20 protein-coding genes and 2 tRNA genes are annotated in these 23,517 nt (G+C 68.4%); 3 read left to right on the top strand and 19 right to left on the bottom strand.

Annotated features, from left to right (window positions below; translation table 11 throughout):
* Positions 1-3 precede the first annotated feature (3 nt).
* From MARKY_RS02080 to MARKY_RS02055, 5 genes are all read right to left on the bottom strand, one after another.
* The gene (locus MARKY_RS02080) at positions 4-993 is read right to left on the bottom strand and encodes a hypothetical protein (RefSeq protein WP_013703215.1); all 990 of its coding nucleotides are present in this window, start codon (positions 991-993) and stop codon (positions 4-6) included.
* A complete protein-coding gene (locus tag MARKY_RS02070; RefSeq protein WP_013703214.1) occupies positions 990-3,506 on the bottom strand; it encodes an LPS-assembly protein LptD in 2,517 nt (838 codons plus the stop codon). Before MARKY_RS02070 ends, MARKY_RS02080 begins: the two co-directional genes overlap by 4 nt.
* Entirely contained in the window at positions 3,503-4,543 is a 1,041-nt protein-coding gene (locus MARKY_RS02065; RefSeq protein WP_013703213.1) for an LptF/LptG family permease, read from the bottom strand. The genes MARKY_RS02070 and MARKY_RS02065 overlap by 4 nt, the downstream gene beginning before the upstream one ends.
* On the bottom strand, positions 4,540-5,547 hold the full coding sequence (locus MARKY_RS02060) for an LptF/LptG family permease (protein WP_013703212.1): 1,008 nt from the start codon (positions 5,545-5,547) through the stop codon (positions 4,540-4,542). Before MARKY_RS02060 ends, MARKY_RS02065 begins: the two co-directional genes overlap by 4 nt.
* 65 nt (positions 5,548-5,612) lie before the next feature.
* Positions 5,613-5,689 (bottom strand) — tRNA-Arg (locus tag MARKY_RS02055).
* Between the two features lie 93 nt (positions 5,690-5,782).
* Here MARKY_RS02055 and MARKY_RS02050 point away from each other — a divergent pair.
* Both MARKY_RS02050 and MARKY_RS02045 read left to right on the top strand, forming a co-directional pair.
* On the top strand, positions 5,783-6,139 hold the full coding sequence (locus MARKY_RS02050; RefSeq protein WP_013703211.1) for an ArsR/SmtB family transcription factor: 357 nt from the start codon (positions 5,783-5,785) through the stop codon (positions 6,137-6,139).
* Positions 6,140-6,213: 74 nt separating this feature from the next.
* On the top strand, positions 6,214-8,304 hold the full coding sequence (locus MARKY_RS02045; protein ID WP_013703210.1) for a heavy metal translocating P-type ATPase: 2,091 nt from the start codon (positions 6,214-6,216) through the stop codon (positions 8,302-8,304).
* A 52-nt stretch (positions 8,305-8,356) separates the two neighbouring features.
* Here MARKY_RS02045 and MARKY_RS02040 read toward each other — a convergent pair.
* Together MARKY_RS02040 and MARKY_RS02035 are read right to left on the bottom strand one after the other, a co-directional pair.
* A tRNA-Pro gene (locus MARKY_RS02040) sits at positions 8,357-8,433 on the bottom strand.
* Positions 8,434-8,469: 36 nt separating this feature from the next.
* Complete coding sequence (locus MARKY_RS02035) at positions 8,470-9,828, bottom strand: tetratricopeptide repeat protein (RefSeq protein ID WP_013703209.1); 1,359 nt, start codon at positions 9,826-9,828, stop codon at positions 8,470-8,472.
* Positions 9,829-9,916: 88 nt separating this feature from the next.
* On the opposite strand from MARKY_RS02035, the gene ftsH reads away from it, so the two are divergent.
* A complete protein-coding gene (gene ftsH, locus MARKY_RS02030) occupies positions 9,917-11,779 on the top strand; it encodes an ATP-dependent zinc metalloprotease FtsH (RefSeq protein WP_052297193.1) in 1,863 nt (620 codons plus the stop codon).
* A gap of 55 nt (positions 11,780-11,834) precedes the next feature.
* Here the strand turns inward: ftsH and MARKY_RS02025 are convergent, their stop codons facing one another.
* The 12 genes from MARKY_RS02025 to MARKY_RS01970 form a co-directional block, all read right to left on the bottom strand.
* The gene (locus MARKY_RS02025; protein ID WP_013703207.1) at positions 11,835-12,146 is read right to left on the bottom strand and encodes an antibiotic biosynthesis monooxygenase family protein; all 312 of its coding nucleotides are present in this window, start codon (positions 12,144-12,146) and stop codon (positions 11,835-11,837) included.
* Between the two features lie 328 nt (positions 12,147-12,474).
* Complete coding sequence (locus MARKY_RS02020; protein ID WP_013703206.1) at positions 12,475-13,449, bottom strand: D-alanine--D-alanine ligase family protein; 975 nt, start codon at positions 13,447-13,449, stop codon at positions 12,475-12,477.
* A gap of 13 nt (positions 13,450-13,462) precedes the next feature.
* Entirely contained in the window at positions 13,463-14,047 is a 585-nt protein-coding gene (gene pth, locus MARKY_RS02015; protein WP_013703205.1) for an aminoacyl-tRNA hydrolase, read from the bottom strand.
* A 64-nt stretch (positions 14,048-14,111) separates the two neighbouring features.
* On the bottom strand, positions 14,112-14,741 hold the full coding sequence (locus tag MARKY_RS02010; protein ID WP_013703204.1) for a 50S ribosomal protein L25: 630 nt from the start codon (positions 14,739-14,741) through the stop codon (positions 14,112-14,114).
* Positions 14,742-14,768: 27 nt separating this feature from the next.
* Positions 14,769-15,695 carry a ribose-phosphate diphosphokinase gene (locus MARKY_RS02005; RefSeq protein WP_013703203.1) on the bottom strand — a complete coding sequence of 309 codons (927 nt, stop codon included), beginning with the start codon at positions 15,693-15,695 and terminating at the stop codon, positions 14,769-14,771.
* A 32-nt stretch (positions 15,696-15,727) separates the two neighbouring features.
* Positions 15,728-16,423 carry a 5'-methylthioadenosine/adenosylhomocysteine nucleosidase gene (locus tag MARKY_RS02000; protein WP_013703202.1) on the bottom strand — a complete coding sequence of 232 codons (696 nt, stop codon included), beginning with the start codon at positions 16,421-16,423 and terminating at the stop codon, positions 15,728-15,730.
* Positions 16,420-16,884, bottom strand: a complete 465-nt coding sequence (locus MARKY_RS01995) for an S-ribosylhomocysteine lyase (protein WP_013703201.1) — start codon at positions 16,882-16,884, stop codon at positions 16,420-16,422. The genes MARKY_RS02000 and MARKY_RS01995 overlap by 4 nt, the downstream gene beginning before the upstream one ends.
* A gap of 110 nt (positions 16,885-16,994) precedes the next feature.
* The gene (ahcY, locus tag MARKY_RS01990) at positions 16,995-18,254 is read right to left on the bottom strand and encodes an adenosylhomocysteinase (protein WP_013703200.1); all 1,260 of its coding nucleotides are present in this window, start codon (positions 18,252-18,254) and stop codon (positions 16,995-16,997) included.
* 176 nt (positions 18,255-18,430) lie between these two features.
* The gene (locus MARKY_RS01985; protein WP_013703199.1) at positions 18,431-19,879 is read right to left on the bottom strand and encodes a TrkH family potassium uptake protein; all 1,449 of its coding nucleotides are present in this window, start codon (positions 19,877-19,879) and stop codon (positions 18,431-18,433) included.
* Positions 19,876-21,222, bottom strand: a complete 1,347-nt coding sequence (gene trkA, locus MARKY_RS01980; protein WP_013703198.1) for a Trk system potassium transporter TrkA — start codon at positions 21,220-21,222, stop codon at positions 19,876-19,878. The genes MARKY_RS01985 and trkA overlap by 4 nt, the downstream gene beginning before the upstream one ends.
* Before the next feature lies 1 nt (position 21,223).
* Complete coding sequence (gene rimO, locus MARKY_RS01975; protein ID WP_013703197.1) at positions 21,224-22,579, bottom strand: 30S ribosomal protein S12 methylthiotransferase RimO; 1,356 nt, start codon at positions 22,577-22,579, stop codon at positions 21,224-21,226.
* Positions 22,580-22,627: 48 nt separating this feature from the next.
* A complete protein-coding gene (locus MARKY_RS01970) occupies positions 22,628-23,509 on the bottom strand; it encodes a helix-turn-helix domain-containing protein (protein ID WP_013703196.1) in 882 nt (293 codons plus the stop codon).
* Between the last annotated feature and the right edge of the window lie 8 nt (positions 23,510-23,517).

The raw sequence follows: 23,517 nt of genomic DNA, 5'->3' as shown, positions 1-23,517 counted from the left end.
CGCCTATTCTTGCACGGGCACGAAGACGAGGGCCTGAGGCTCGAGGCCGACCGGCCGCGCCTGCCGGGTGCTGAGGGCGAGCAGGTCGTACACGTCCACGCTGCCCGCGCGCCCTAGGTAGAGGAAGGCGTCGGGGCTGATCAATCCGGCCGTGTAGCGTCCGAAGGCCAGACGCTCCTCCGGAGTGACCCGCGCCTCCGCGTCCACCGTGAACAGATCGTCCCCAAAGGCCACGGCCCGCCCCTGGCCGACCACCAACCCCAACACCGGATCCAGCGCGTCCGCGTCCACCGGGGAGCCAAGCCGCGGCGCGCTCGCCGGTTCCCAGACCAGGGCCTGGACGCGGAAGGGATCGCGGAATAGGGCGTACAGGCGACCGGTCTCCGCATCAAAGACTAGATCCACAGGATCCCCGATCGGGCTGAGGGCGTGGGTCTGGTCGGCTCCGCAGTCCGCGCGGCAGATCTGTCGGGCGTCCAGGCGCACCACCTCGTCCCCCGGGCCTAGGGCGTACCGGGTCTCCGAGGGGTCCCCCACGGTCCCCACGCGCTCGGGGGGCTGTCCCGTGTAGGGCACCTTCCACACGTCCCCCACCGCACACACGACCAACAGCGCTGCCGTACCGGGGCGCAGGTACCCCCCCGTGCAGTCCACCCCCTCCGCCGCAAGGTCCAGCACCACCTCGCCCGCGGGTTGTGGCGCGGCGGTGGTGGAAAGCCCCGCGGTCGAGAAACGCACCAGCGCATCCGGGCGCAACACCCAAACCTCGTCCCGCCCCACAGGCCGCACCGCGTCCACGCCAGCCCCCCCCAGGTCCCAAGAAGCCGGGCCGACCGGGGCCGGCGCGGCCAGCCCTCCACCGGGCTGCAAGTCCTTCGCCACGAAGAAGGTAAGCTCGCTGCCGTGCACCACCCCCACCAGTCCCGGGAGGGCGGGCTCCTGGGTGCCAGTGCACCCCGCAAGTACAAAAACCAGCCACCACCAGCGTTTCATCGTCCCTCCAGTGCGGGCAGCGTCAGTCCCCCGGGCAGCTCGATCCCCTCCTCACGGAAGAGGAAGCTCGCCGCCTGCCCCCCAAACAAGAACGCGAGCCGGGCCTCCCGCCGCGCCGCGTCCAGCGTGAGGCGCGCCCCCCAGCAGCAGCGGTCCAGCGTGATCACGAACTTCGGCGCGAGGGGCGGCACACCCTCCGGGTGGTTAAAGGTTTGGCTGACGAAACCGCTCACGAACAGGTTGGTCTTGGGCTCGGCCCGGAAGGCCACGGTCACGCCGAACCCGTCCAGGCTCAGCGTGTACCGCCCTTCCCCCGTACGCTGGTAGGCGAGCCCTCCCTGGAGCGAGACGTCGGGCCAAAGATCCAGCCCCCCGCGCGCCGTGAAACGCTCGAGGAACACCCGCTGGTCCTCCGCCTCCGGAAGGTGCCAGACCGCCTCGGCCTGCCAGGCCTGCTCGAGGGTGGCGCGGCTCAGGCGAAGCCGCAGGGTGGGGTCGATAAACCGCGCTTCGTCCCCCAACCAGCGGGCCGTCAAGACCACGCTCTGGCGGCCCACGGTATACGCGAGGCTCAGGTCCGCTGTGCCCTCGAGGGCGTCCTCCGGCTCCGGCTGGGCGTCCTTGAAGTACGCGGTGTGCGTGAATGAGAGGCTTTGCGGACCTAGGACGGTCTGGACGCGCCCCACGAGCACCGCCCGCCGTTCGTCCAGGCGTTCCGTCAGGGTGAAGGCGAAGGCCTCCCGGCGGAGGGTCGCGCTCACGCTCGTGTCGAGGCCCACCCCGCTGTTGAGGTCGCGGCGGTGCGAGACGAAGAGGTTGCCGCCCACGAGCGCGTAGGCGAGGGTGGCCACCATCGGGTCGTAGCGCGCTTCTGGGTGGTTAAACCCGGCGGTCACGCGAAAACTCCAAGGGCGCGGCGCGAACTGAAGCTGGGCGCGCGTCGTGAGGGGCCGGTCAGCCTCCAGGTCCCGGGTGTGGTCGAGGCGCAGCGAAAGCGGCCGGGGTGTAGCGGTCAGGGAGAGGGCCAGGGGGTCGAACGTTCCCTCGAGCAAATCGCGCGGCAACCGTGCGGAGACGCTGAACTCCGGGACGGGGCGTAGCGCGAGGCTGCCCTCGAGGCGCTCGCTTCTCCGTTCGGGAAGGCGGTCGAGCCGCAAGGGGGTCTCGCCTTCCTGCACCGCGCGGCTGCCCGTGAGGGCGAGCGAGAAGGGCCCCCACGCTTGACGCAGGCTGAAGCGGGTCGTCCAGTCCACCTGCCGCTCGGCGGTCGAGTAGTAAAAGCCCCGGAACCGGTTCTCGAGGCTCAGGCCGAGGCCCGGCCAGGGGGCGGGGGGCCGGAGGGTCGCCGCGTGCTCCACCAACGTCCGCCCCACGAGCGCCTCCCGACCCAGGGCGCGCGCGCTGCGGTTCAGCTCGTTGGTGGGGGCTTGAAACCCGGTGAAGACCAGCCGGCCCGTGAGGCGAAATGCGCGCGTCTGCACCCCGCGGCGCCAGGCGAGCTCCAGCTCCGGGAGTTTTTGGATCCGGACCGGGGCGGGGGTGCTGGGGTCGTGGTCGAGCACCCCGTCCAGCGTGAAGCGCACAAAGGGGTCTGTACGCTCGCGACGCGTGGCTTCCAGGGTGTACGTCGTGATCCCTGGCTGCACCGCGTCGTCCCGCACGATGCGGGCCTCCTGCCGGAAGGCCTTGTCCTCCAGGCGGTACTCGAGGTCGTAGCTCACCAAACCCTTCGTCTCGCCTACCTCAGGCGGTAGGTACAGGAAACGGTAGCGCTCGAAGGCCTCCCCTGCCCCGAAGTGGTCGAACCCAATCCCCAACCCGCGGCGCTCAAAGTAGCGGAGGAGGGTGAACCCCAGCCCGCCCGCGGTCACGTATGGGAGGTCCGCGAAGACCGTGAGGCCATCGGTCTCGTCCAACCCCACCTCGAGGCGCGGGCGGCGCTCGGAGAGGTGCAGCATGAGGACCGGCAGGAACAACACCGGCGCATCCCGCGAGAGCACCCACGCGTCGTAGGCGATGAGGCGGTCCCCCGGGTACAGGACGACCTTGCGGGCGGTGAAGGCGTAGTCTGGGACCGGTTGGCCGCAACGTCCGCAGGGGGTGAAGTACCCTTCCTGCAGCAGGATCTGCCCCGCGACGCGCTGCGCCACCGGACCGGTGAGGTCGAACTCCCCGGCTTGCACCTCGACCTTAAGCGCCTCGAGGGTCTCGTCCTCCAGGTGCAGCTCGAGGTACTCCCCCTGGATGACGCGCCCTTCCTCGTCCTGGAAGAAGACCGAACCCATCAAAACGAGCCGGCGTGCCGCGCGGCTGTACTCCACCCGCTCGGCCCGCAGCACCTGGTCGTCCAGGCGCATCTCCACGGGGCTCCCAATCAGGATCACGAGTTCCGCGCCCGCTTCGCGGCGCAGCTCGAGGCGGTCAGCGGCGAGGACCTCGAGGGTCGCGGCCTGCGCGAATAGTCCTAAGCCCCAGAGGCACACCCCGAAGAGCAGGCGCGTCCAGGCGTTCACCGCCGCCCCACCCCCAAGAGGACCCCGGCGGCGAGGGCGTAGAGGAGGTTCGGCCCCCACGCGGCGATCACTGGGGGAAGGGCGCCTTGCTCCCCCATGATGCGGAAGACGCTCCAGGTCGCGTAGTACGCGAAGGTCAGCGTGACCACCCCCACCATGCCCAGGCTGCGGCTCCCCCCGAGCATCCAAAAAGCGAGCCCCACCGCGAAGAGCGCGAAGGAGATCGTCGCGGCGGGCTCGGCCCACTTGCGCCAGTACGCGGTGGCTTCGGCGTGGTAGGGCAGCCCGCTCCGCTTGAACTCCTGGATCCGCGCCCTGAGTTCGGCCAGCGTAAGGTTCGCGACGGAGGCGGGGGGCTCGAAGGCCAGCTCGTTCAGGGGCATCGTGCCACGCGCGAAGCGGGCGATGGTGCGGGGACGCGCGCCTTCGAAGGTCACGCGCATGCCGTCCTCTAGGAACAACCGGCCCTCGACGAACGCCCCGGAGGCGGCGGTGAGCACCTCGCCGGGCGCGAGCACGCGGATCTCGGCGATGCCGTCGTCCTTGACGCGGCCCACGTACACCAACCGGCCGTACGCGTCTGTGAAGAAGGTGCCTGGCTGCAGCAGGGCCCGCGGCTTGGCCAGGATCGCTTGGCGAAGAACCTGCCGCGCTTTCTGTAGTTGTTGCGGCACCCAGGACTCCCCGGCCACGAACCCCATGAGGGCGAGCAGGGCCGCGAACCACACGAGCGCGAGCAACACCCGTTCTCTGGAGATGCCCGAGGCGAGGAGGACCTTCAGCTCGGAGTCCTCCGCCATGCGGGAGAGTGCGAGGAGCAGCGCGAACAGGTAGGCGATCGGCAACCCCCGCACCAGGGCCTCCGGCACCCGGTGCGCGAGGTACTGCCCGACCGCCAGGGGATCGGCGCCGCGTGCGAGGAGGGGGGCGAACACCTCGAACAAGACCCCCCCGAGCAGCAACAGGACCACGACCGTCAACCCTCCCAGCAGGTAAGCGCCGACCTCACGCAAGAGGTACCGCTCGAGCGTGGTCACGCGAGCCTCCTCGTTCCCCAGGCCGCGAGCAGGAAGTAGACCGCGTTCGGCAGCCACGCCCCGTACGCGCCCACCAGCGCGAACCGCGCCAGCTGCGCGGCCAGGGTCCAGAGCACGAAGTACCCGAAGATGAGCAGCACCACCGCGACGAAGGCCCAGGCGGCTTCACGCAGTCCCAGCCCGACCACGCCCGCGAGCCAGGCGAGCGCGATCACGCCGAACGCGTCCGCGTACCGGCGCTGCAAGGGGAAGCGGGCCTCGGGATCCACGCGGGCGAGCTCGCGCAGCTCCCCGAGCGGCAGGGCCTCGTACGAGGTGGTCGGGGGCACGAACTGGGCGGGGAAGGGCAGCGGTACCCGCGACCGGGTCTCCACCGTGCCGTCCGGGTTGATGCGGTACGCGTCCTCCAGCACCCAGCGGGCGTCTTGCCAGACGCCGCGTGCCGCGCTCCAAAGTGCGCCGCTCGGCTCCACGACGCGCACGTTCTCGAGGCGGCCGCCGCCTTGGCCGTCGGGATAGATGCGTGCGGCGAAGTACACGCCGAGCCCCTCGGGAGCGTAGGCTTGGTTGGAGAGCACGCCGCTGGGCACCGTGCCGTAGTACACGCGGTAGAGCAGCTGCTCGTAGCGGGCGTGCGCCTCGGGTTTGAGCCACGCCGCGTTGAACAACACCCCCCCCGCCACGACGGCGCTCAAACCTAGCAGGACCGGCAGAAGGCGCAGGGGTGAGACGCCGCTGGCGTACATGGCCTTGAGTTCAGAGTCGCGTACCCAGCGGGCCAGCCCGATCAGGATGGCGAAGACCAGGCCGAGGGGGAGGGCGATCCCGAGGGTGAAGGGCATGCGGTACAAGACGATCTGAAGAACCTCGACAAGCGGGGTGCCCTGCCGCAGAAACACCCCGGAAAGCGAGGCCAGAAGGTCCGTGGTGATTAGGGCGATGAACAGCAGCGTCCCCAGAAGGTAGGGCGGCAGCACCTCACGCAGCAGGTAACGCCCAAGCATCGCGGTAATTATAGAAGCTCCAGCGATGAGAAACGGGAAAGCCAGGGGTGAGACCTCATAAACAATGGTGCGCCCGGCAGGAATCGAACCTGCGACCTGGAGCTTAGGAGGCCCCTGCTCTATCCGACTGAGCTACGGGCGCACGCACACAGGATTTTCGCATCTCTTCCCCCCTCGAATCAACCCCAGGGGTCACGGACCCCCTCGCGGCGGGCAGGTGTAAAGTGGAGGCGAGGTGGGTCGGACGAACGAGGTCTGTCAGATAAGGGTTGTGCACGAGGAAGCGGTGGAGAAGGCTAAGGCCGCGCTGCCTAAGGGGGAGGTGCTGCTCGGGGCGAGCGTCCTCCTCAAGGCGCTCAGCGACCCCACGCGCATCAAGATCCTCTCCGCCCTGCGCGAAACCGAGCTTTGCGTGTGTGACCTGGCCGCCGCGCTCGGCATGAGCGAGTCCGCGGTGAGTCATCAGCTGCGGTTACTGCGCACCACGCGCCTTGTCGCGTACCGCAAGGAGGGGCGCCAGGTCTACTACCGCCTGGCGGACCAGCACGTGGAGGCGATCCTGGACTGTGCGCTCGAGCACGCCCGGGAGTAAGGGCGCTTGATCAGCAGGAGGGGCACCCCCAACCAACTATTGAACAATTGCTCAATAGTTGGTATTCTGGGGGCATGAAGACGGAGACCAAGACCCCTCCCCCTGTCACAACACGCACATACGTCATTGAAGGTCTGGACTGCGCCGACTGCGCCCGCAAGATCGAGGATGCCGTACAGCGGCTCCCCGGGGTCCAGGAAGCCCGGGTCTCCCTCGCCACGGAACGGCTCACCGTCACGAGCACGGACGGCTCCCTGGGGACCGACACGCTCAACCAACTCCTTTCTCCCCTCGGCTACCGGGTCCGCGACCCCGAGGCCTCCATGCCCAAACCCACCCCCTGGTACCGGACGCCCAAGGGCAAAAGCGTCCTCCTCGCCGGGACCCTCCTCGCCGTAGGGATCCTCACCGATATTCTAGGGCTTGCGGAATCTCGCCTGGCCTACACCCTGGGCACGCTGATCGGCGTGCTGCCCCTGGCCCGCAAGGGGTGGGCCAATCTTCGTCAGGGCGGCTTCTTCGACATCAACGTGCTCGTCACCCTGGCGGCCGTCGGCGCCCTGTTCATCGAGGCGGAAGTGGAGGCCCTGATCGTCGTCTTCCTCTTCCTGGTCGGTGAGCTCCTGGAGTCCATCGCGGCCGAACGCGCCCGGGCCTCCGTCAAGGCCCTCACCCAGCTGATTCCCGAAACCGCCCGCCTGATCCAAGACGGGCAGGAGATCGAGGTACCCGCGTCCGAGCTCCGGCCGGGGCACCGGGTCCGGGTGCTGCCCGGCATGCGCGTCCCCGCGGACGGCACGATCCTCGAAGGGGAGAGCGCGGTGGACGAGTCCATGCTCACCGGGGAGCCCATCCCGGTGCCGAAGGGTCCCGGGGACTCCGTCTACGCCGGTACCGTCAACACCGAAGGGGCGATGGTGGTGCGAGTGGAGCGAGGGCCTGAGGACCACCTCGCCGCCCGGATCCTCCGGCTGATCGAGGAGGCTGAGGCCACCAAATCCCCGACCGTCCGCTTCATCGACCGCTTCTCCCGGTACTACACCCCGGCCATCGTGGGCATCGCCCTGCTCGTGGCCCTTCTGCCGCCCCTCCTCTTCAACGCGCCGTGGGAGGTCTGGACCTACCGCGCCCTCGCCCTCCTCCTCATCGGCTGCCCCTGTGCCCTGGTCCTCTCGGCTCCCGCCGCGATCACCAGCGGTCTGGCCCGCGCGGCCCGCATGGGGCTGTTGATCAAGGGAGGCGCGGCGCTCGAGCGCATCGGGCAGGTGCGGGTGGTGGCGCTGGACAAGACCGGCACCCTCACCCAAGGCACGCCCGCGGTTGAGGCCATCCAGGCCCCCAACCCCCGCGAGCTCCTGCGACTCGCCGCCGCCGTGGAGCAGTACTCGACCCACCCCCTGGCCGCCGCGATCGTGCGCAAAGCCCAGGAGGAGGGGATCCAGCCCCCTCCAGCCTCCGAGGTGCGGACCACCGCGGGGAAGTTCATCGAGGGCCAGGTCGAAGGCCGCCACGTCTGGCTGGGCAGCCCGCGCTACGCCCCCGCCCCGGTACCGGATCGCACCGACGGCACCGCCGTCGCGGTGTTCGTGGACGGGAAGTACAGCGGATTGATCGTGCTGCGCGACCAGCTCCGCCCGGACGCCCGCCAGGGGATCGCGCGGATGAAAGCCCTGGGGATCCATCCCGTAATGCTCACGGGCGACCACACCGCCGCCGCGCAGCACGTGGCTCGGGAGCTAGGGATGGACTACCGCGCCGAGCTGCTGCCGGAGGACAAGCTCCGCATTCTGCAGGAGCTTAAGGCCGAAGGTCCGGTGGCCTTCGTCGGGGACGGGATCAATGACGCACCGGCCCTGGCGGCTGCCGACGTGGGGATCGCGATGGGGGGCGGAACGGACGCCGCGCTGGAAAGCGCCGACGCCGCCCTCGTCGAGCCGCGCATCACGCGCATCGCCGACCTCATCGGGCTCTCCCGCGCCGCCCTCAGCAACATCCGTCAGAACATCGCCGTCGCCCTCGGCCTCAAGGCCGTCTTCCTGGTCACGACCCTCGCCGGCCTGACGGGGCTCTGGCTGGCGATTCTAGCCGACACCGGCGCGACCCTGATCGTGACCGCGAACGCCCTGCGCCTTTTGCGCTTTACCCCGCCGCGCCTGCGCGCCTAACCCCGAACCAATCAACAACCCGCCTCCCCAGTTGGGGAGGCGGGCGCGTTGCTGGTCGGGGCGAGAGGATTTGAACCTCCGACCACCTGAACCCCATTCAGGTGCGCTCCCAGGCTGCGCTACGCCCCGCAGCAGTCCCTAGTTTATCCAGGGGACGCGGTTTTGTCAATTTAGGGTCCGGTTCCCCCCCAACAGCGCCCGCGCCCGGGCCGCGTACATCTCGAGGGTGTCCCGCCACTCGTCCGACGGCGCCAGGTACGGCAGCGTCGCCTGGACTCGCTCGATCACCTCCCGGGGCTCCGGGTACCCCAGTTGGGCCAGGGTGTCCACCACCATCTCCTGGGCCACCACCCAGTCCCGGCTCCCCTCCGGCGCCCACCGCGCCGCCTCGCGGTAGTGCTCCAGGGCCTCCTCAAGGTGCATCACGTCGTAGGCGATGTTGCCCAGGACGAGGTGGCCGATCTCCGGCGCGCCGCGCTCGATCGCCTCGCGGGCCGCCTGCCCCGCCTCGTCATAGCGCCCCAACCGATACAGCGCCTCCGCCAGATCCCCGGTGGCCTGCGCGCGGTACTCGTACTCCTCGTCCGCCGCCACCTCGCGCAGCAACCCCTCCGCCTCGAGCAGGTCCCCCGCCTCGAGGGTGGCCACGGCCAGCTCGTGCAGCGCGTAGGTGCGCTCGCTCCCCTCGGCGCGCCGCACCGCCTCTCGGTAGGCCTCGCGGGCCTCAGGGTACCGCTCGAGCGCCATGAGCACCTGCCCCTTCACCAAGGGGGTGCCGTGCGTGGGCTCGGCCGCCTCGTTCTCCAGGGCTTCGGCCTGCTGGATCTCCTCGAGGGCCAGCGTGGGGTTGCCGCGCAACAGCTCGGCGCGGGCGGTCAGGTAGTGCCGGGTGGCCGCGTCCTCCGGGGCCTCCTCGCCCACCGCGTCTTGGGCCTGAGCAAGAGCCTCCAGGGCCGCCTCGGCCTGCCCATCCTCCACGTACATCGCTGCGGCGTCCAGGAGGTTCCAGTAACGCTCCAGCCCCACCGCGACGCGGGCAGCGGCGCGGTAGGCCTCCGCGGCCTCGCGCGGCATGCCGAGCGTCTCGTAGGCCTTGCCCTTGAGCGCCCAGGCCCGCCACTCGAGGAAGGCCGGCAAGCGCTCCGGCGCCTCGAGCAGGGCGAGGGCGTCCTCCAACCGCCCGAGGTAGACCAGGGCCTGCGCCAGGTGGTAGCGGGCCCGCGGGTCACGAAACTCCTCCAGCACAACGGAAGGCGAGGCCTCCCCCTCCACAGCTCTCAGCTCGATCGAAAGCGCTCGGTACAGCTCGGTGTGCTGCACCTCAGGATCCGCTTCGAAGGCGGCCTCGAGGGCGCGGTACGCGCCTTCCAGGCCGTCCGCCCCATACAGGCTGTACACTTCCGCGAGCCAAAGCGCGGCTTCGCGGACCTCCTCGTTCCGGGTGCTGAGGGTCATCGTCCGAACCAGGAGCTCGAAGGCGGTATCATAGTCGGCGTGGTGTAGGGCCTTGAGAACCTGCTGCATCTGCTGAGTGAGGATACCATGCGAAGCGTGCGCAGAACTGCTCAATCTCACACCCGCCTAAAGTACCATGATCCTTAGGAGGTAGATGTTGCCGAATCGCATCAACCCGTGGACCATCGTTCTGCTGGTGATTCTCGGCTACTGGCTGTTCACCGCGGTCAACGGGAGCACGCAGCCCAAGCTTACGTATACCGAGTTCAGGCGCTTCGTGGCCGAAGGTAAAGTCGCTGAGGTGGTGGTCGAGGACACCCGGATCGTGGGGGTCTTCAAGACCCCGGAGCGCCTCGAGCGCGGAGGCACGACCACAACCACCAAGCGGTTCGTGGTGACCTTGCCGCCACCCCAGGTAGGGGACCCGGATCTGCTGAACTTCCTCGAGGAAAACGGGGTGCAGGTCGCGATCAAAAGTCCTTCGTTCTGGCCTCAGTTCTTGATCTACTTCGCGCCCACCTTGCTGTTGATCGCGTTCTTCTGGTACTTCTTCATGCGCAGCCAAGGCGGGGCGGGACAGGTCATGCAGTTCGGTCAGTCCCGCGCGCGCGTGTACGGGCGGGAGAAGCGCGTGCCCACGACGTTCAGGGACGTGGCGGGGCACGAGGAGGTCAAGCGCGAACTTATGGAGGTCGTGGACTTCCTGAAGAACCCGCAGAAGTACATCGCGATCGGCGCGGAGATCCCTAAGGGCGTGCTCCTCGTGGGCCCGCCCGGTACCGGAAAGACCCTGCTGGCCCGGGCGGTGGCCGGGGAGGCCGGGGTGCCGTTCTTTTCCGTAAGCGCCTCCGAGTTCATGGAGATGTTCGTCGGGGTGGGCGCCAGCCGCGTGCGTACCTTATTCGACGAGGCCCGTAAAAACGCCCCCGCGATCATCTTCATCGACGAGCTGGACTCGATCGGGCGCAAGCGCGGCGCGGGGATCGGCGGAGGGCACGACGAGCGCGAGCAGACCCTGAACCAGATCCTCTCGGAGATGGACGGGTTCGAGAAGGACACCTCGGTCATCGTCATGGCCGCGACCAACCGCCCCGATATCCTCGACCCCGCCCTTTTGCGCCCCGGCCGGTTCGACCGGCAGGTCGTGGTGGGCCTGCCCAGCCAAGAAGAACGCCGGGAGATCCTCAAGGTACACATGCGTAACAAACCCATCGAAAACGATGTGGACGTAGAGGAGCTCGCGCACATGACCTCGGGCTTCTCCGGCGCGGACCTCAAGAACCTGGTGAACGAGGCCGCGCTCCAAGCCGCGCGGGAGAACGCCCAAAAGATCCGGCGGGATCACTTCCTCACCGCGCTGGACAAGATCGTCCTGGGCCTCGAGCGGGGCACGCTCAAGCTATCCCCTGAGGAGCGGCGGGCTGTGGCCTACCACGAGGCGGGGCACGCGGTGGTGAGCGAGGTGCTGCCGCACGCGGACAAGACCGCAAAGGTCTCGATCGTGCCGCGCGGGATGGCGCTCGGCGTGCGGTGGGCCCGCCCCGAGGAACGGGTCCTGGTCTCCAAGGAGCACCTGATGGACGAGCTCGCGGTCATCATGGGCGGACGCGCCGCGGAGGAGCTCTTTACCGGTACGGTCACCACGGGTGCGGCGGACGACTTCAAGCGGGCCACCCAGATCGCAAAGCGCATGGTGCTGGACTGGGGAATGGGCGAGCACTTCCAGCACATCGCGTGGGGCTCGGACAGCGGCCCGGTCTTCCTGGGTGAAGAGATCGCCCGCAAGAAGGACCACTCCGAGGAGACCGCGCGCCTGGTGGACCAGGACATCCGCAAGATCCTGGACGAGGCCTACCAGCGCGCCCGGGACATCCTGGAGGCCCACGCACCGGCCATGCATCGGATCGCCGAGGAGCTCCTGGAACGGGAGACCATCCCCGGGGACCGCGTGCGGGAGATTCTAGCCGAAGCGCGCGAAACCACCGGGCAGGAAGCCCCCACCCCCGAAGCGGAAGCCTGACCCCCGGCCCGCTACGCGCGCGGGCGGCCTCGAGGCCGCCCGCGCCTTCTTGGGTTTACGCCTCGCTGTCCAGGAAGGCCTCGAAGGTCTCGAGCTCGTTCCGGCGCGAAAAGGCCTCCTTGGGCAGGGTGCCGCTCCGGGCGTGCCCCTTCCGGAAAGCCTCCGAGTCCACCCACGCCTCGAAGTCCTGCTTGGAGCGCCAGAAGGTCATGACGACGTAAGGCGCCCCCGGCCGGTCGGGACGCAACACGAGGTTCCGGATAAACCCCGGCATCCGATCGATCTCCCGCGCCCGGCCCTGAAACCGCGCCTCGAAAGCCTCCCGGTACTCGGGGTTCACGTAGATCCGGTTCATCACCACGTACACTACAGCTCACCTCCCGCACTACACAACGGGCCCCAGCGCTACGGCACCCGCTCGAGCCACTCCAGAGGCAGCCTCTCCTCCAGCCGTAACCCAACCGTCTTCAAGCCGTCCTACCCAATCGGCATGGGGAGCCGCGAACTGGTACTGGGGATCCAGGTGGTTGGTCAGCCCGTCCAGGAGAGGCGATTGCACCAGCACGCGCGCCACACCCACCCGCACGGCCTTCCCGCCGGAGCGTGTAAGGCAGCAACGCCCTGATTCTACCGCCTCTAGGGTGCGGTGCTCGCCCCAAAAGACGCACTTTCGCGCACGCGAAAGGTCTCGGGGCTCACTCAAGCGCGAGGCGTACGAGCCGCTCGAGCAACGCTTCGTACTCCAGCCCCGAGGCCTGCCAGAGCTTGGGGTACATGCTCGTCGGGGTGAACCCGGGCATGGTGTTGAGCTCGTTGAGGTAGAGCGCCCCATCCGGGGCGAGGAAGAAGTCCACGCGCGCCAGGCCGCGCACCCCGAGAAGGCGGTAGGCCGTCCGGGCGACCTCCTGAAGGCGGCGCGCCACGTCCGCGTCTACAGGCGCGGGAATCAGGAGCTCGGCCCGTCCCGGGGTGTACTTGGTCGCGTAATCGTAGAACTCGCTCTGGTAACGGACCTCCCCCACCACGCTCGCCTCGGCCGTCACGTTGCCCAAAAGGGCCACCTCGAGCTCGCGCACCCCCTCCAGCCCCTGCTCCACCAGGACCCGGTCGTCCCAGCGGAAGGCCTCCTCGAGGGCCGGTCCGAGCGCCTCGCGGGTGCGCACCTTGGAGATCCCTACGGACGAGCCAGTGTTCGCGGGCTTGACGAAGTACGGCGGGGAAAAGGGCAGCTCGGGCAGGCCCTCGCCTCGCCACAGGCTCACCCAAGGCACCACGGGGATGCCCGCGTGCGCCAGGGTGCGTTTCGTAAGCTCCTTGTCCATGCATAGCGCGGCGGCCCCCACCCCGGCTCCTACGTAGGGCAGCCCCAGCATCTCCAAAAACCCCTGGATCGTGCCGTCCTCCCCCCAACGGCCGTGCAGCAAGGGGAAGGCCACGTCGTAACGATGCCAGGAAAGGGGCGGCGGGAAGGGGTGCTCGCCGCGCTGCGCCCGGCCCGCCTCGAGCGCCGCCCGGGCGGCAGTTCCCGTAAGCCACCGCCCGTCCTTCGCGATCACCGCGAGGTCGGTGGGGTGGGGCATGGCCTCCAACACCCCCCGCGCCGAGGCGAGGGAGACCTCGTGCTCCCCCGAACGCCCCCCGGCGATGAGTAATATACGTAATTTACTCATATTGCTTATAATACTACACGTCCAGGTCAGCCTCCTGGGCCAGGTCCAGCCCGTTATAGCGCTGCTGCGCCCGCGCCAGCCCCTCCTCGAGCCAGACCCGCACCCCCTCCGCCGCCCGGTCCACGACCCGTGTCACCAGAGGGAGTTCCTCCGGATTAAAGGGCGAGAGCACCCAGTCCGGTGCGGACCAGCCCGCGGGCGGCCGGCCGATCCCTACCTTCAACCGGGGAAAGGCCTCGCTCCCCAAATGCGCGATGATCGAGGCCACCCCGCGTTGCCCGCCACTCGACCCCCGGGCGCGAAAACGCAAGCGCCCCAAGGGCAGGTCCAGGTCATCGTGCACCACCAGCAGGCGCGCCAGGGGAATCCGGTAGTACCGCACGAACGGCGCGACCGCCTCACCGGAAAGGTTCATGTAGGTCAGGGGCTTCATCAACCAACCCGCCCCCCAACGCGCTACGAGGGCGTTCCCCCGCGTGCGCCAGTCCAAGCCAAGGTCCTGGTCCAAGCGGTCCAGGATCATGAACCCCACGTTGTGCCGCGTCCGCGCGTAGCGCGGCCCCGGATTCCCGAGTCCAACGATCAAAAACGCGTCCATAACGCCAGAGGCCAGGGGCCAGCCCGCACCCCCAGCCTCCCCAAGTTCCAGCGCAAGCGGGCCGTTACTCCTCGGCCTCCTCGGCCTTGCCGCGCCGGATGACCTCGGGCTCCTCCATCTCGCCTTCCGTCACCTCGGCGGCCTCGAGGGCCTCCACGTCCTCCGGCGGCACCACCGTCACCACCGTCTCCTCCGGGCTCATGGCGAGCTCCACGCCCTCGGGCAGCGTGATGTCCGCCAAGTGCAGCGACTGGCCGATCCCCAGGCCCGAGACATCCACCTCGATGAACTCGGGGATGTTCCGCGGTGCCACCCGCACCAGCACGTCGTGCAGCACCTGCTCGAGCACCCCACCCAAGCGCACCCCTTCGGCCGTCCCCACGAACTTCAGCGGGACGTACATCTCGACCGGCTCGTCGGAGAGGACGAAAAAGTCCACGTGCTCGGGACGGCGGCGGCGCTTGTCCAGGTTCAGCTGGCGCACCAGCGTGTCGTACGTGGTTCCGTCGGGCAGCTCGAGGGTGATGACGTGGTGGATCGAGGCTTTCCGGAAGACCTTATCGAACTCGTTCAGCTCGACGTAGATCTTCCGGTTGATCTCCTTGTTGTACAGCACACCGGGGAGCTTACCCTGGGCGCGCAGCTGCTTGGGGTTCTCGTTCTCTCGGGTGTAGGCCTTCAGCCGGTATTCCATCTCTTCCTCCTCAAACAACTCACCAATTTACATCAACGCGCTGACCGACTGGTGGGTGTGCACCCGCCGGATGGCGTTCGCCAACAGGGGAGCGATCGAAAGCACCGTGCACCCCGACCGGTCCTCCAGGTGAATCGTGTCGGTGAAGACCACCCGGGCGATCGCCGGGTGGGCCAGGTTCCGCCGCGCGTCGCCCACCAGCACCGAGTGGGTCGCCATCACCACCGCCTCAGGTCTCGCCCCCGCCTCCACCAGCGCCTCCACCGCCCGGCGTATCGTTCCCCCAGTGGAGACGATATCGTCCAGGAGCAAGGGGCGTTTCCCCCGCACCTCACCGATGACGTAGGTGACCTCCGTCTCGGTCGGGCCGGTGCGCCGCTTGGCCAGCATGGCCATGTCCAACCCGAGGAGGTTCGCCAGCTTCCGCGCCGTCTCGGCACGCCCCGCGTCCGGGCTCACCACGACCGCATCCTCGTGCAGTCCCTCCCGCTTGAGGTACTCGGCCATCAAGCGCACCGCCGAGAGGTGGTCCACCGGGATGTTAAAAAACCCCTGGATCTGCGGGGCGTGCAGGTCCACCGCGATCACGCGGTGATACCCCGCCCGTTCGATCAGGTCCGCTACCAGTTTGGCGCTCACCGGCTCCCGCCCGTGATTCTGCTTGTCCTGGCGGGCGTACCCGAAGTACGGGATCACGGCGTTAATCCGACTCGCGGAACTCCTGCGCAGCGCGTCCGCGAAGAGCAGCAGCTCCATCAAGTGGTCGTTCACCGGGGGTGAGGTGGGTTGGATGACGTACACGTCCGCCCCGCGCACGCTCTCCCCCAAGCGCAAGCGCACCTCCCCATCCGGGAAGCGCTCCACGAGCGCCTCCCCCAAAGGCACCCCCAGCGCCTGAGCGATCGCAGCTGCCAGCGGGCGGTTAGCGTTCCCGGCAAAGAGCTTCACGTTCATCCCGCACCCCCGCCGCGAACGCGGCCAACGTATTATACACGCTCGAGCACACCCCGGCGAAGGGTGGCCTCGAGCAAACGGGCCATGCGGGTTGACGCCTCCTCCAAAAAGCGCTCAAAGGACCCCGGCGCGCTGTCGTCCGCCCCGTCGGTCACCACGCGCACCAAGGCCATGGGCAACCTCAACCGCCGCGCCGCCCATAGCGCCGCCGCTCCTTCCATCTCGACCGCGTCCGCGGCGAACGCCTCCCGCACCCAGCGGGCCCGTGCGGGATCCGCAAGAAACGCGTCCGCGCTCGCCACCCGCCCCACGCGCACCTTAATCCCCAGCGCCCGCGCGGCTTCCTCCAGCCGCGCGGTCAGCTCCGGGTCCGCCTGAACGAAGCGCTCCCCGGTCGCGAGCTCCCCCGGCGCGCGGCCGAACGCGGTGATGTCCACATCCCACTGCACCGCGTCCCGCGCGATCAGCACGCTGCCCGGCTCGAGCGCAGGGTCCAGCGCCCCCGCCACGCCACCCCAGATCGCGCCTTCCGGCGCGAACCGCGCGGCCACATACCCCACCGCCGCCGCCGCCGCGGCCTTCCCCACACCGGTCTCGACCACCAGCGCCTCCACCCCGGCCAAGCGGCCGCGGTGCGCCACCCAGGGTCCCTCGATCCGTTTCGGCTCAACCAGCCGCTCCACCAGGGCCTGGGCCTCCGCCCCTTCCGCAGCGAACAGCGCGATCATTGGATCTCGACGGTCTCCTGCACGATGAGGCCCTGGTCCAGTACCCTCCGGGCCCATTCCTGGGCCGCCTTGAGGTTATGGTCCCGGTAGTTGCCGCACTCCAGCGCGCTTGCGCCCGGCACCGCGCCCGTGTGCTCGATCACGTCGCGCAGCGCCGCCTCAAAGGCCTGGCGGACGGCCTCGGTCCCCGGCGTGCCCAGCACCACCGCGTAAAACCCGGTGCGGCACCCCATGGGGCTGAGGTCCACGAGGCCCTCGAGGTGGTCGCGCAGGTACCCGGCGAGGAGGTGCTCGAGGGTGTGCAGCGCGTCGGTGGGCACCACGGCCCGGTTGGGTTGGGCCAGCCTTAGGTCGTATTTTTCGATCCAGTCCCCGCTCGGCGTGCGCTTCTTCCCGGCCAGGCGCACGTAAGGCGCGCGGACTTTGGTGTGGTCTAGGCGGAAGGACTCGACCTCGCTCACGCTCTTGAGTATATCGTCACAAGTGGGGGGTGTCGGTCAGCTGGCTCTCAGTTCCCCCAAAGCGCGCCCCGAGTCCCCGCCGGAACCAGTAGAACCGGTAAGGCCCGGTCTCACGTCCCCGCTTCCCAAGAGGCCAGGTACCGCTCCTGCTCCGGGGTGAGGGCGTCGATCGCCACGCCCATCGCCTCGAGCTTGAGGCGCGCCACCCGGCGATCGATCTCCTCCGGCACCCCGTACACCCGCGGCTCGAGCGCGTCCCGGTGCCGCACCAGGTACTCGACGGACAGCGCCTGGTTCGCGAAGCTCATGTCCATCACCGCGCTGGGGTGCCCCTCGGCCGCGGCGAGGTTGATCAACCGCCCCTCCCCCAAAAGGTGGAGGCGCCGCCCGTCCGCGAGCAGGTACTGGGTGACGAACGGCCGCGGCTCGCGCTTCTCCACAGCGAGGGCCTCGAGAGCGGGGATGTTGATCTCGACGTTGAAGTGCCCTGCGTTCGCGAGGATCGCGCCGTCCTTCATCACCTCGAGGTGCTCCCGGTCGATCACGTGCTGGTTGCCCGTCGCGGTGATGAACACGTCCCCGACGCGGGCCGCCTCCCGCATGGAGGTGACGCTAAACCCCTCCATGACCGCCTCGAGGGCCCGCAAGGGGTCCACCTCGGTAACCACCACGTTCGCGCCGAGCCCCCGGGCCCGCGAGGCGATGCCGCGACCGCACCAGCCGTACCCGATCACCACTACGGTCTTGCCTGCGAGGAGGACGTTGGTCGCCCGGAGGATGCCGTCCAGGGTGCTCTGCCCCGTGCCGTACCGATTGTCGAAGAGGTGCTTGGTCTTGGCGTCGTTCACTGCGATCACCGGGTAGGCCAGCACCCCCGCGGCGGCCATGGCCCGCAGGCGGATCACGCCGGTGGTGGTCTCCTCCGTGCCGCCGAAGGCTTCGCGCAGCTCCTCCCGCCGTTCCTTGTGGAGGAGGGTCACCAGATCGCAGCCGTCGTCCATGGTGAGGTGAGGCCGGTGATCCAAGGCGGCGTGCAGGTGCCGGTAGTAGGTTTCCTTATCCTCTCCCTTGATCGCGTAGACCGGAACCCCGTCGTACTTGACCAAGGCGGCGGCCACGTCGTCCTGGGTGGAGAGCGGGTTGGACGCGGTGAGCACCACCTCGGCGCCTCCCGCGACCAGGGCCCGCACGAGGTTCGCGGTCTCGGTGGTCACGTGCAGGCACGCCGCGATGCGGATCCCTTCCAACGGCCGTTCCCGCGCGAAACGCTCCGCGATCTGCCGCAAGACCGGCATCTCCTGGGCCGCCCACTCGATGCGCGAACGCCCTACCTCGGCGAGATCGAGGTCTTTAACGTCGTACTCGGTCATTCCATAGCCCCTTTCCCAACCCGAACGCTTCTTGCCCTTCGCTCGGGTTGCAGGGCGTGTCCTGCCCGACTCCCGCACCGGGTTCACGCCACACGCAACCCTCCCGAACCAAGCAACGCCACGGGTACTCTTCTAGCTTACCGCACCGTTCCCCCGCCGGGTGTCCACCCAACAGGCTACCGGCCGCGCCGCACCGCCCGCCAGGTTTCGGGATTAAAGAGGAGCAGCACCGGGATGAGCTCGATCCGGCCCGCCCACATCTGGAAGATCATTACGAGTTTGCTCACCGGCGCGAGGGCTGCGTAAGACCCCATGGGCCCGACCGACCCAAGCCCCGGCCCCACGTTTCCGATGGCTGCCGCGGAGGCCGTGAACCCCACGATGAAATCCCCCTCCGCCGTGGTGATGAGCAAGACCCCCAAACCGAAGAGGAGGAAGTAAAAGGCCATGAAAGCGAAAACCGAGCGCAGCACCTCCTCCCCGACCGTCTTCCCTCCGGTCCGGAGCGGTAGCACCGCGTTCGGGTGCAGCGTCCGCCTAAGCTCCCGGCTCATATGCGCAAACACCACGAGCCAACGGATGAGCTTAGGTCCCCCAGCGGCAGAACCCGCGCTGCCGGAGATGAACATCAGGAAGAAGAGGATGATCTGGGCGGGCACCACCCAGGTCTCGTAATCCACCGAAGCGAAGCCGGTACTGGTCAGGATCGAGGTGGCCTGGAAGAAGGAGTGGCGGAACGACGCCTCGAGGTCGTAATCGTGGTGTACGAAGTGGTAAAACCCAAACCCGGCGGAGGCCGCCAGGACCACGAGGGTGTAGACCTTAAACTCCGGATCTTTCAACAGCGGTCGGATCTCCCGCCCGAAGATCAGCTTGTACATCAGCAGGAAGTTCGCCCCGGCAAAGTACATGAAGAGGACCGCCACCCACTGGGCCGCCGCGGGGTAGGCCGCAAAACTCGTGGGGCTGGGGCTGAATCCCCCCGCCGGAACGGTCGCGAGCGCGTTCGCTAGGGCGTCGTAGAGCGGCATGCCCGCGAGAGCGTACCCGAGCACAGCCAGGGCTGTGAGCAGCAGGTAAACGCGGAGCACGGCTTCCGCCGTGTGCCTGAGGCGCGGGGTGAGCTTGTCCTTTTGCACGCCCGTGGCCTCCGCAAAAAACAGCTGTCGTCCAGCCACGGCAAAGTGCGGCAGCACCGCGATGAAGAGGACGATGATCCCGATGCCCCCGAACCACTGCGTGAGGCCCCGCCAGAGGAAGAGGCTCTTGTTGAACTTCCCGAAATCGTCGAGGATCGTCGCGCCGGTCGTGGTGAACCCGGAGACGGACTCGAACAAGGCATCCAGAAAGTTGAGGTGCCCGCTTACCCAGTAAGGGATTGCTCCCAGTAAGGGCACCAGGATCCACAGAACTCCAACGGTGAACAGCCCCTCCGCCCGCCGGGGTTCGGCCTTGGGGGTGCCGCGCGCCCGCAACACCCCCCCCAACGCGAGCCCCACCCCGGCCGCCAACGCAAACCCCCGGGGGTCCTCCCCCCAAAGAAGCGCCAGCCCCGCGAACCCTAGCAGGACCAACGCCACCGAGATGTACGAAACCCCCAGGACGTACAGGACGAAGCCGCTCATGACCGCATCAGTTCACCCACCCGCTCCGACGCCTCGCGCGAGACCAGCACCAACAGGTGGTCCCCCGCCTGGAGCGAGGTCATCTCATCCGGAAGGATCACCTGCACCCCGCGCAACACCGCGACCACCACCGCCTTCAAAGGCAGCTGGCACTCGTGAATCTGCTTGCCGTGAAAGGCCTCGGGAACGGTCACCTCCAGCAGCTCGAGCTTGTCCTCGATGACCGCGAGGTGCTCGATCCCCTCGGGGCTCAGCCAGTTGATCACCTCGCGCACCGCGGCCTGACGGGGCGTGAGAGGGATATCCACCCCCACGCGCTCGAACAGGTTGCGCGTCTCGCTCCGCCCGACCCGAGTGATGACCTTCTCCACCCCCATCTGCTTCGCGAGCAGCGAAACCAACAGGTTCTTCTCGTCGTTGTCCGTCACCGCCACGAGCACGTCCACCTCCTCGATCCCCTCGGACTCGAGAAGGCTCAGGTCCGTGCCATCCCCTTGAAGGACCAGCACGCGCGAACTCGACAGGTTCTGCGAGAGCCACTCGCAACGCTCGGGGTTGTGGTCGATCAGGACGATCTCGACGTTGGTGCGCTCGAGGGAACGGGCGATCATGTACCCGACCGCACCACCCCCCACGATCATCACGCGGCGCACCTGCTCGCGCTGGGCGAAGTAGGCGTGCAGGATGGGGAAGCTCGCCTGCGTCGCGACGAAGAGCAGGTGGTCGCCCGGCTCGAGCACCAGGTCGCGGAAGCTGTCCTCTGCGGGGGTGAAGAACTCCGTGCCGCGCACCACCCCCACGAGGAGCACCCCTTCGGGCCACTCGATGTCGGCCAGGAAACGGTGGGCGTAGGGACCGTCCGCCTCGATCAGGTACTCGATGAGGCGCAACCGCCCGCCCGCGAGGACCTCGGTGTCGATCGCCTTGGGAATCAGGATGACCTCGAGGATCTCCTCGGCGAGGGAACGCTGGGGCCAGAGCACCCGGTCGATGCGCGTGCCGAGGATCTCCATCGTGCGCGGGTCGGTGAGCACCTCAGCGTAGTACGCGCGCCCCACGAAGCACAATACCTGGGCCGCCCCAAGCCCTTTGGCGAGCATCGTGGAGATCAGGTTGATCTCGTCCACGTCGGTGCAGGCGATGAACGCGTCCGCGTGGTCCACGCCCGCTTCGCGTAGCACCTCGGGGTCGGTGGCGTTCCCTACCAGCACACGAACATCCAGCGTGCTTAAACGCTCCTGCGCCTCGGGGTTGCGGTCGATGATGACCACGTCGTGGTTTTGGTGGAAGGCTCGAGCGATCAAGGAGCCGATCTCCCCACCACCAGCAACGACGATGTACACCTCACGCCCCCTGCACCATCAGCACGTTGGGCCGCCAGGACACCTGCCCCACCGCGTCCCCGTACAGGTCGTACGTGCTGGCGTCCGTCACCTTCACTCGGATGATATCCCCGATCTTTACGGTGCCGTCGGTCATGGCGTACACTCGGCCGTCGATCCCGGGCGCGTCCCCTTTGGTCCGCCCGATCACCTGGCCGGGCTCCTCCCCGTACTCGTCCACGATCACCTCAAGGACCTGCCCGATCTTCTTTCGGTTCTTCTCCAGGCTGATCTCGGCCTGCAGGGCCATCAACCGCTCGAGACGCTCGGCCTTCACCTCCTCCGGCACCCGGCCGGGCAGCGCGTTCGCCTCGGCTCCCTCGACCTCGGAGTAGGTGAAGGCCCCCACGCGGTCGAGCCGGGCCTCGGCGAGGAACTCCAAGAGGAGCTCGAACTCCGCCTCGGTCTCTCCCGGGAAGCCCACGATGAAGGTCGAGCGGATCGTGAGCTCAGGGCAAACCTCCCGCCAAGCGCGGATCGTTTCGAGATGCGCCTCCGGCCCGCCCGGGCGGCGCATCGCCCGCAGGATGCGCGGGCTCGCGTGCTGCAGCGGAACGTCCAGGTACGGCAGGAGCTTGCCCTCGGCCATGAGGGCCACCAGGTCGGCCACGTGAGGGTACGGGTACACGTAGTGGAGCCGCACCCAGGCCCCCATCTCCGCGAGTTCGGTCACGAGGTCCGTGAGGTGCGCCCGCACCGCGCGTCCCTGGAACTCAGAGGTGCGGTGCTGCAGGTCCACCCCGTACGCCGAGGTGTCCTGCGCGATCACCAGCAACTCCTTCGTCCCGGTGCTCACGAGCCGGTACGCCTCGTACAGCACCTCCCCCGCGTCCCGCGAGCGCTGCCGGCCGCGCAGCTTGGGGATGATGCAGAAGCTGCACCGGTGGTTGCACCCCTCGGCGATCTTCAGGTACGCGTAGTGCCGCGGCGTGAGCTTCACCCCGCGCGGTACCAGGGCGGTGAAGGGGTTCTCGTCCGGCGGCAGGACGCGGTGCACCGCCTCGAGCACCCGGTCCACCTCACCCGGACCGGTCACCTCGAGGACCTCGGGGTGCCGCGCCTGGATGACCTCGGGCCGGGCCCCCAAACACCCGGTCACCACGACCTTCCCGTTCTCCCGCAGGGCCTCGCCGATCGCGTCCAGGGACTCCTCTACCGCCGGCGTGATGAAGCCGCAGGTGTTGACGACCACCAGGTCCGCTTCCTCGTACGTGGGCGCGACCTCGTACCCTTCCGCGCGAAGCCGCGTCAGGATCTGCTCCGAGTCCACCAAAGCTTTTGGACAACCCAAGCTAACAAAGCCAATCTTTCCCGGCATCTAGGGTCCCCTCCCAGGGACGCTCCCAAACTCCAGAGAAGTATACGCCTAAGGGTTGGGGCGCGCAAAGGTGCGTTCGACGACCTCGCCGCGCCGCCCCATCAAGCCCTGGTCCTCGCCAGCCACCACCGCCCGCACGGCTCCGGCGTTCCCCACGCGCACCACCACCGGAAGCGGGTACTTCAGCTCATCGCCTGCCTCGAGGATCCCCTCAAACAAGCGCTCGCCCTCCGGGGTCGTGACCCGCACCCAGCTGCGCCCCTCGAAACGCAGCACAACCTCCTGCGCAGCCACGGAGGTCGCCTCCACCACCTCCTCCGGCGGGGCGAGCGGCTCGAGGTTCACGACCAGCTCCCGATCCTCCGTGAGGTCGACCGTCTCCTCAAAGGGACGGAACCCCTCGGCCTCCACCCGAAGCACCCGTTTGCCCGGTTCCACCTCGAGCTCGATCGGTGCCGCGCCTAGCGCAAACCCATCCAGGTAGACCTTCGCGTCCGGGGGTTGGGCCAAAACGCGCAAGCGCACCGGCTCCGGTGCGGGAAGGGGCTCCACCACGATCACCTGCGGCTCGCCTGACGGCGTGGCGCGGGAAGCCTGCCACCACCACAGCGCCGCCCCCGCGCCGCCCACGAAAAGCACGAGCGCCAGCACCACCCCCCACCCCCTCCGCCGCCGCGAAGCGGGCGGGAAGGGTTCCGGCGCGGCCTGTGCTGGGTACAGCGCCACCAGCTCCTCGGGATCCAACCCCAACGCCTGCGCGTAACGCCTGAGGTACCCTTTGGCTAGGATTGGTTCAGGTAACTCCTCGAAACGGCACGCCTCGAGGGCTTCGAGGTACGCCCGTTTTATTCCCAAGGCGCGGGAGAACTCCCCCAGATCCTTCCCCAGCGCCTCGCGTGCAGCCCTTAGCCGATCACCCAGTTCGCACATGACTTACC

The organism is Marinithermus hydrothermalis DSM 14884 (assembly GCF_000195335.1).
GTDB classification, from domain to species: domain Bacteria; phylum Deinococcota; class Deinococci; order Deinococcales; family Marinithermaceae; genus Marinithermus; species Marinithermus hydrothermalis.
This window is presented reverse-complemented; position numbering and strand designations above follow the sequence as displayed.

Excerpts from the sequence above, each read along its gene's own strand:
- MARKY_RS02080 (WP_013703215.1), bottom strand. The coding sequence starts at position 993 with ATGAAACGCTGGTGGTGGCTGGTTTTTGTACTTGCGGGGTGCACTGGC.
- MARKY_RS02060 (WP_013703212.1), bottom strand. The coding sequence starts at position 5,547 with ATGCTTGGGCGTTACCTGCTGCGTGAGGTGCTGCCGCCCTACCTTCTG.
- MARKY_RS02045 (WP_013703210.1), top strand. The coding sequence starts at position 6,214 with ATGAAGACGGAGACCAAGACCCCTCCCCCTGTCACAACACGCACATAC.
- MARKY_RS02035 (WP_013703209.1), bottom strand. The coding sequence starts at position 9,828 with ATGCAGCAGGTTCTCAAGGCCCTACACCACGCCGACTATGATACCGCC.
- MARKY_RS02020 (WP_013703206.1), bottom strand. The coding sequence starts at position 13,449 with ATGAGTAAATTACGTATATTACTCATCGCCGGGGGGCGTTCGGGGGAG.
- pth (WP_013703205.1), bottom strand. The coding sequence starts at position 14,047 with ATGGACGCGTTTTTGATCGTTGGACTCGGGAATCCGGGGCCGCGCTAC.
- MARKY_RS02010 (WP_013703204.1), bottom strand. The coding sequence starts at position 14,741 with ATGGAATACCGGCTGAAGGCCTACACCCGAGAGAACGAGAACCCCAAG.
- MARKY_RS02005 (WP_013703203.1), bottom strand. The coding sequence starts at position 15,695 with ATGAACGTGAAGCTCTTTGCCGGGAACGCTAACCGCCCGCTGGCAGCT.
- MARKY_RS02000 (WP_013703202.1), bottom strand. The coding sequence starts at position 16,423 with ATGATCGCGCTGTTCGCTGCGGAAGGGGCGGAGGCCCAGGCCCTGGTG.
- ahcY (WP_013703200.1), bottom strand. The coding sequence starts at position 18,254 with ATGACCGAGTACGACGTTAAAGACCTCGATCTCGCCGAGGTAGGGCGT.
- MARKY_RS01985 (WP_013703199.1), bottom strand. The coding sequence starts at position 19,879 with ATGAGCGGCTTCGTCCTGTACGTCCTGGGGGTTTCGTACATCTCGGTG.
- rimO (WP_013703197.1), bottom strand. The coding sequence starts at position 22,579 with ATGCCGGGAAAGATTGGCTTTGTTAGCTTGGGTTGTCCAAAAGCTTTG.
- MARKY_RS01970 (WP_013703196.1), bottom strand. The coding sequence starts at position 23,509 with ATGTGCGAACTGGGTGATCGGCTAAGGGCTGCACGCGAGGCGCTGGGG.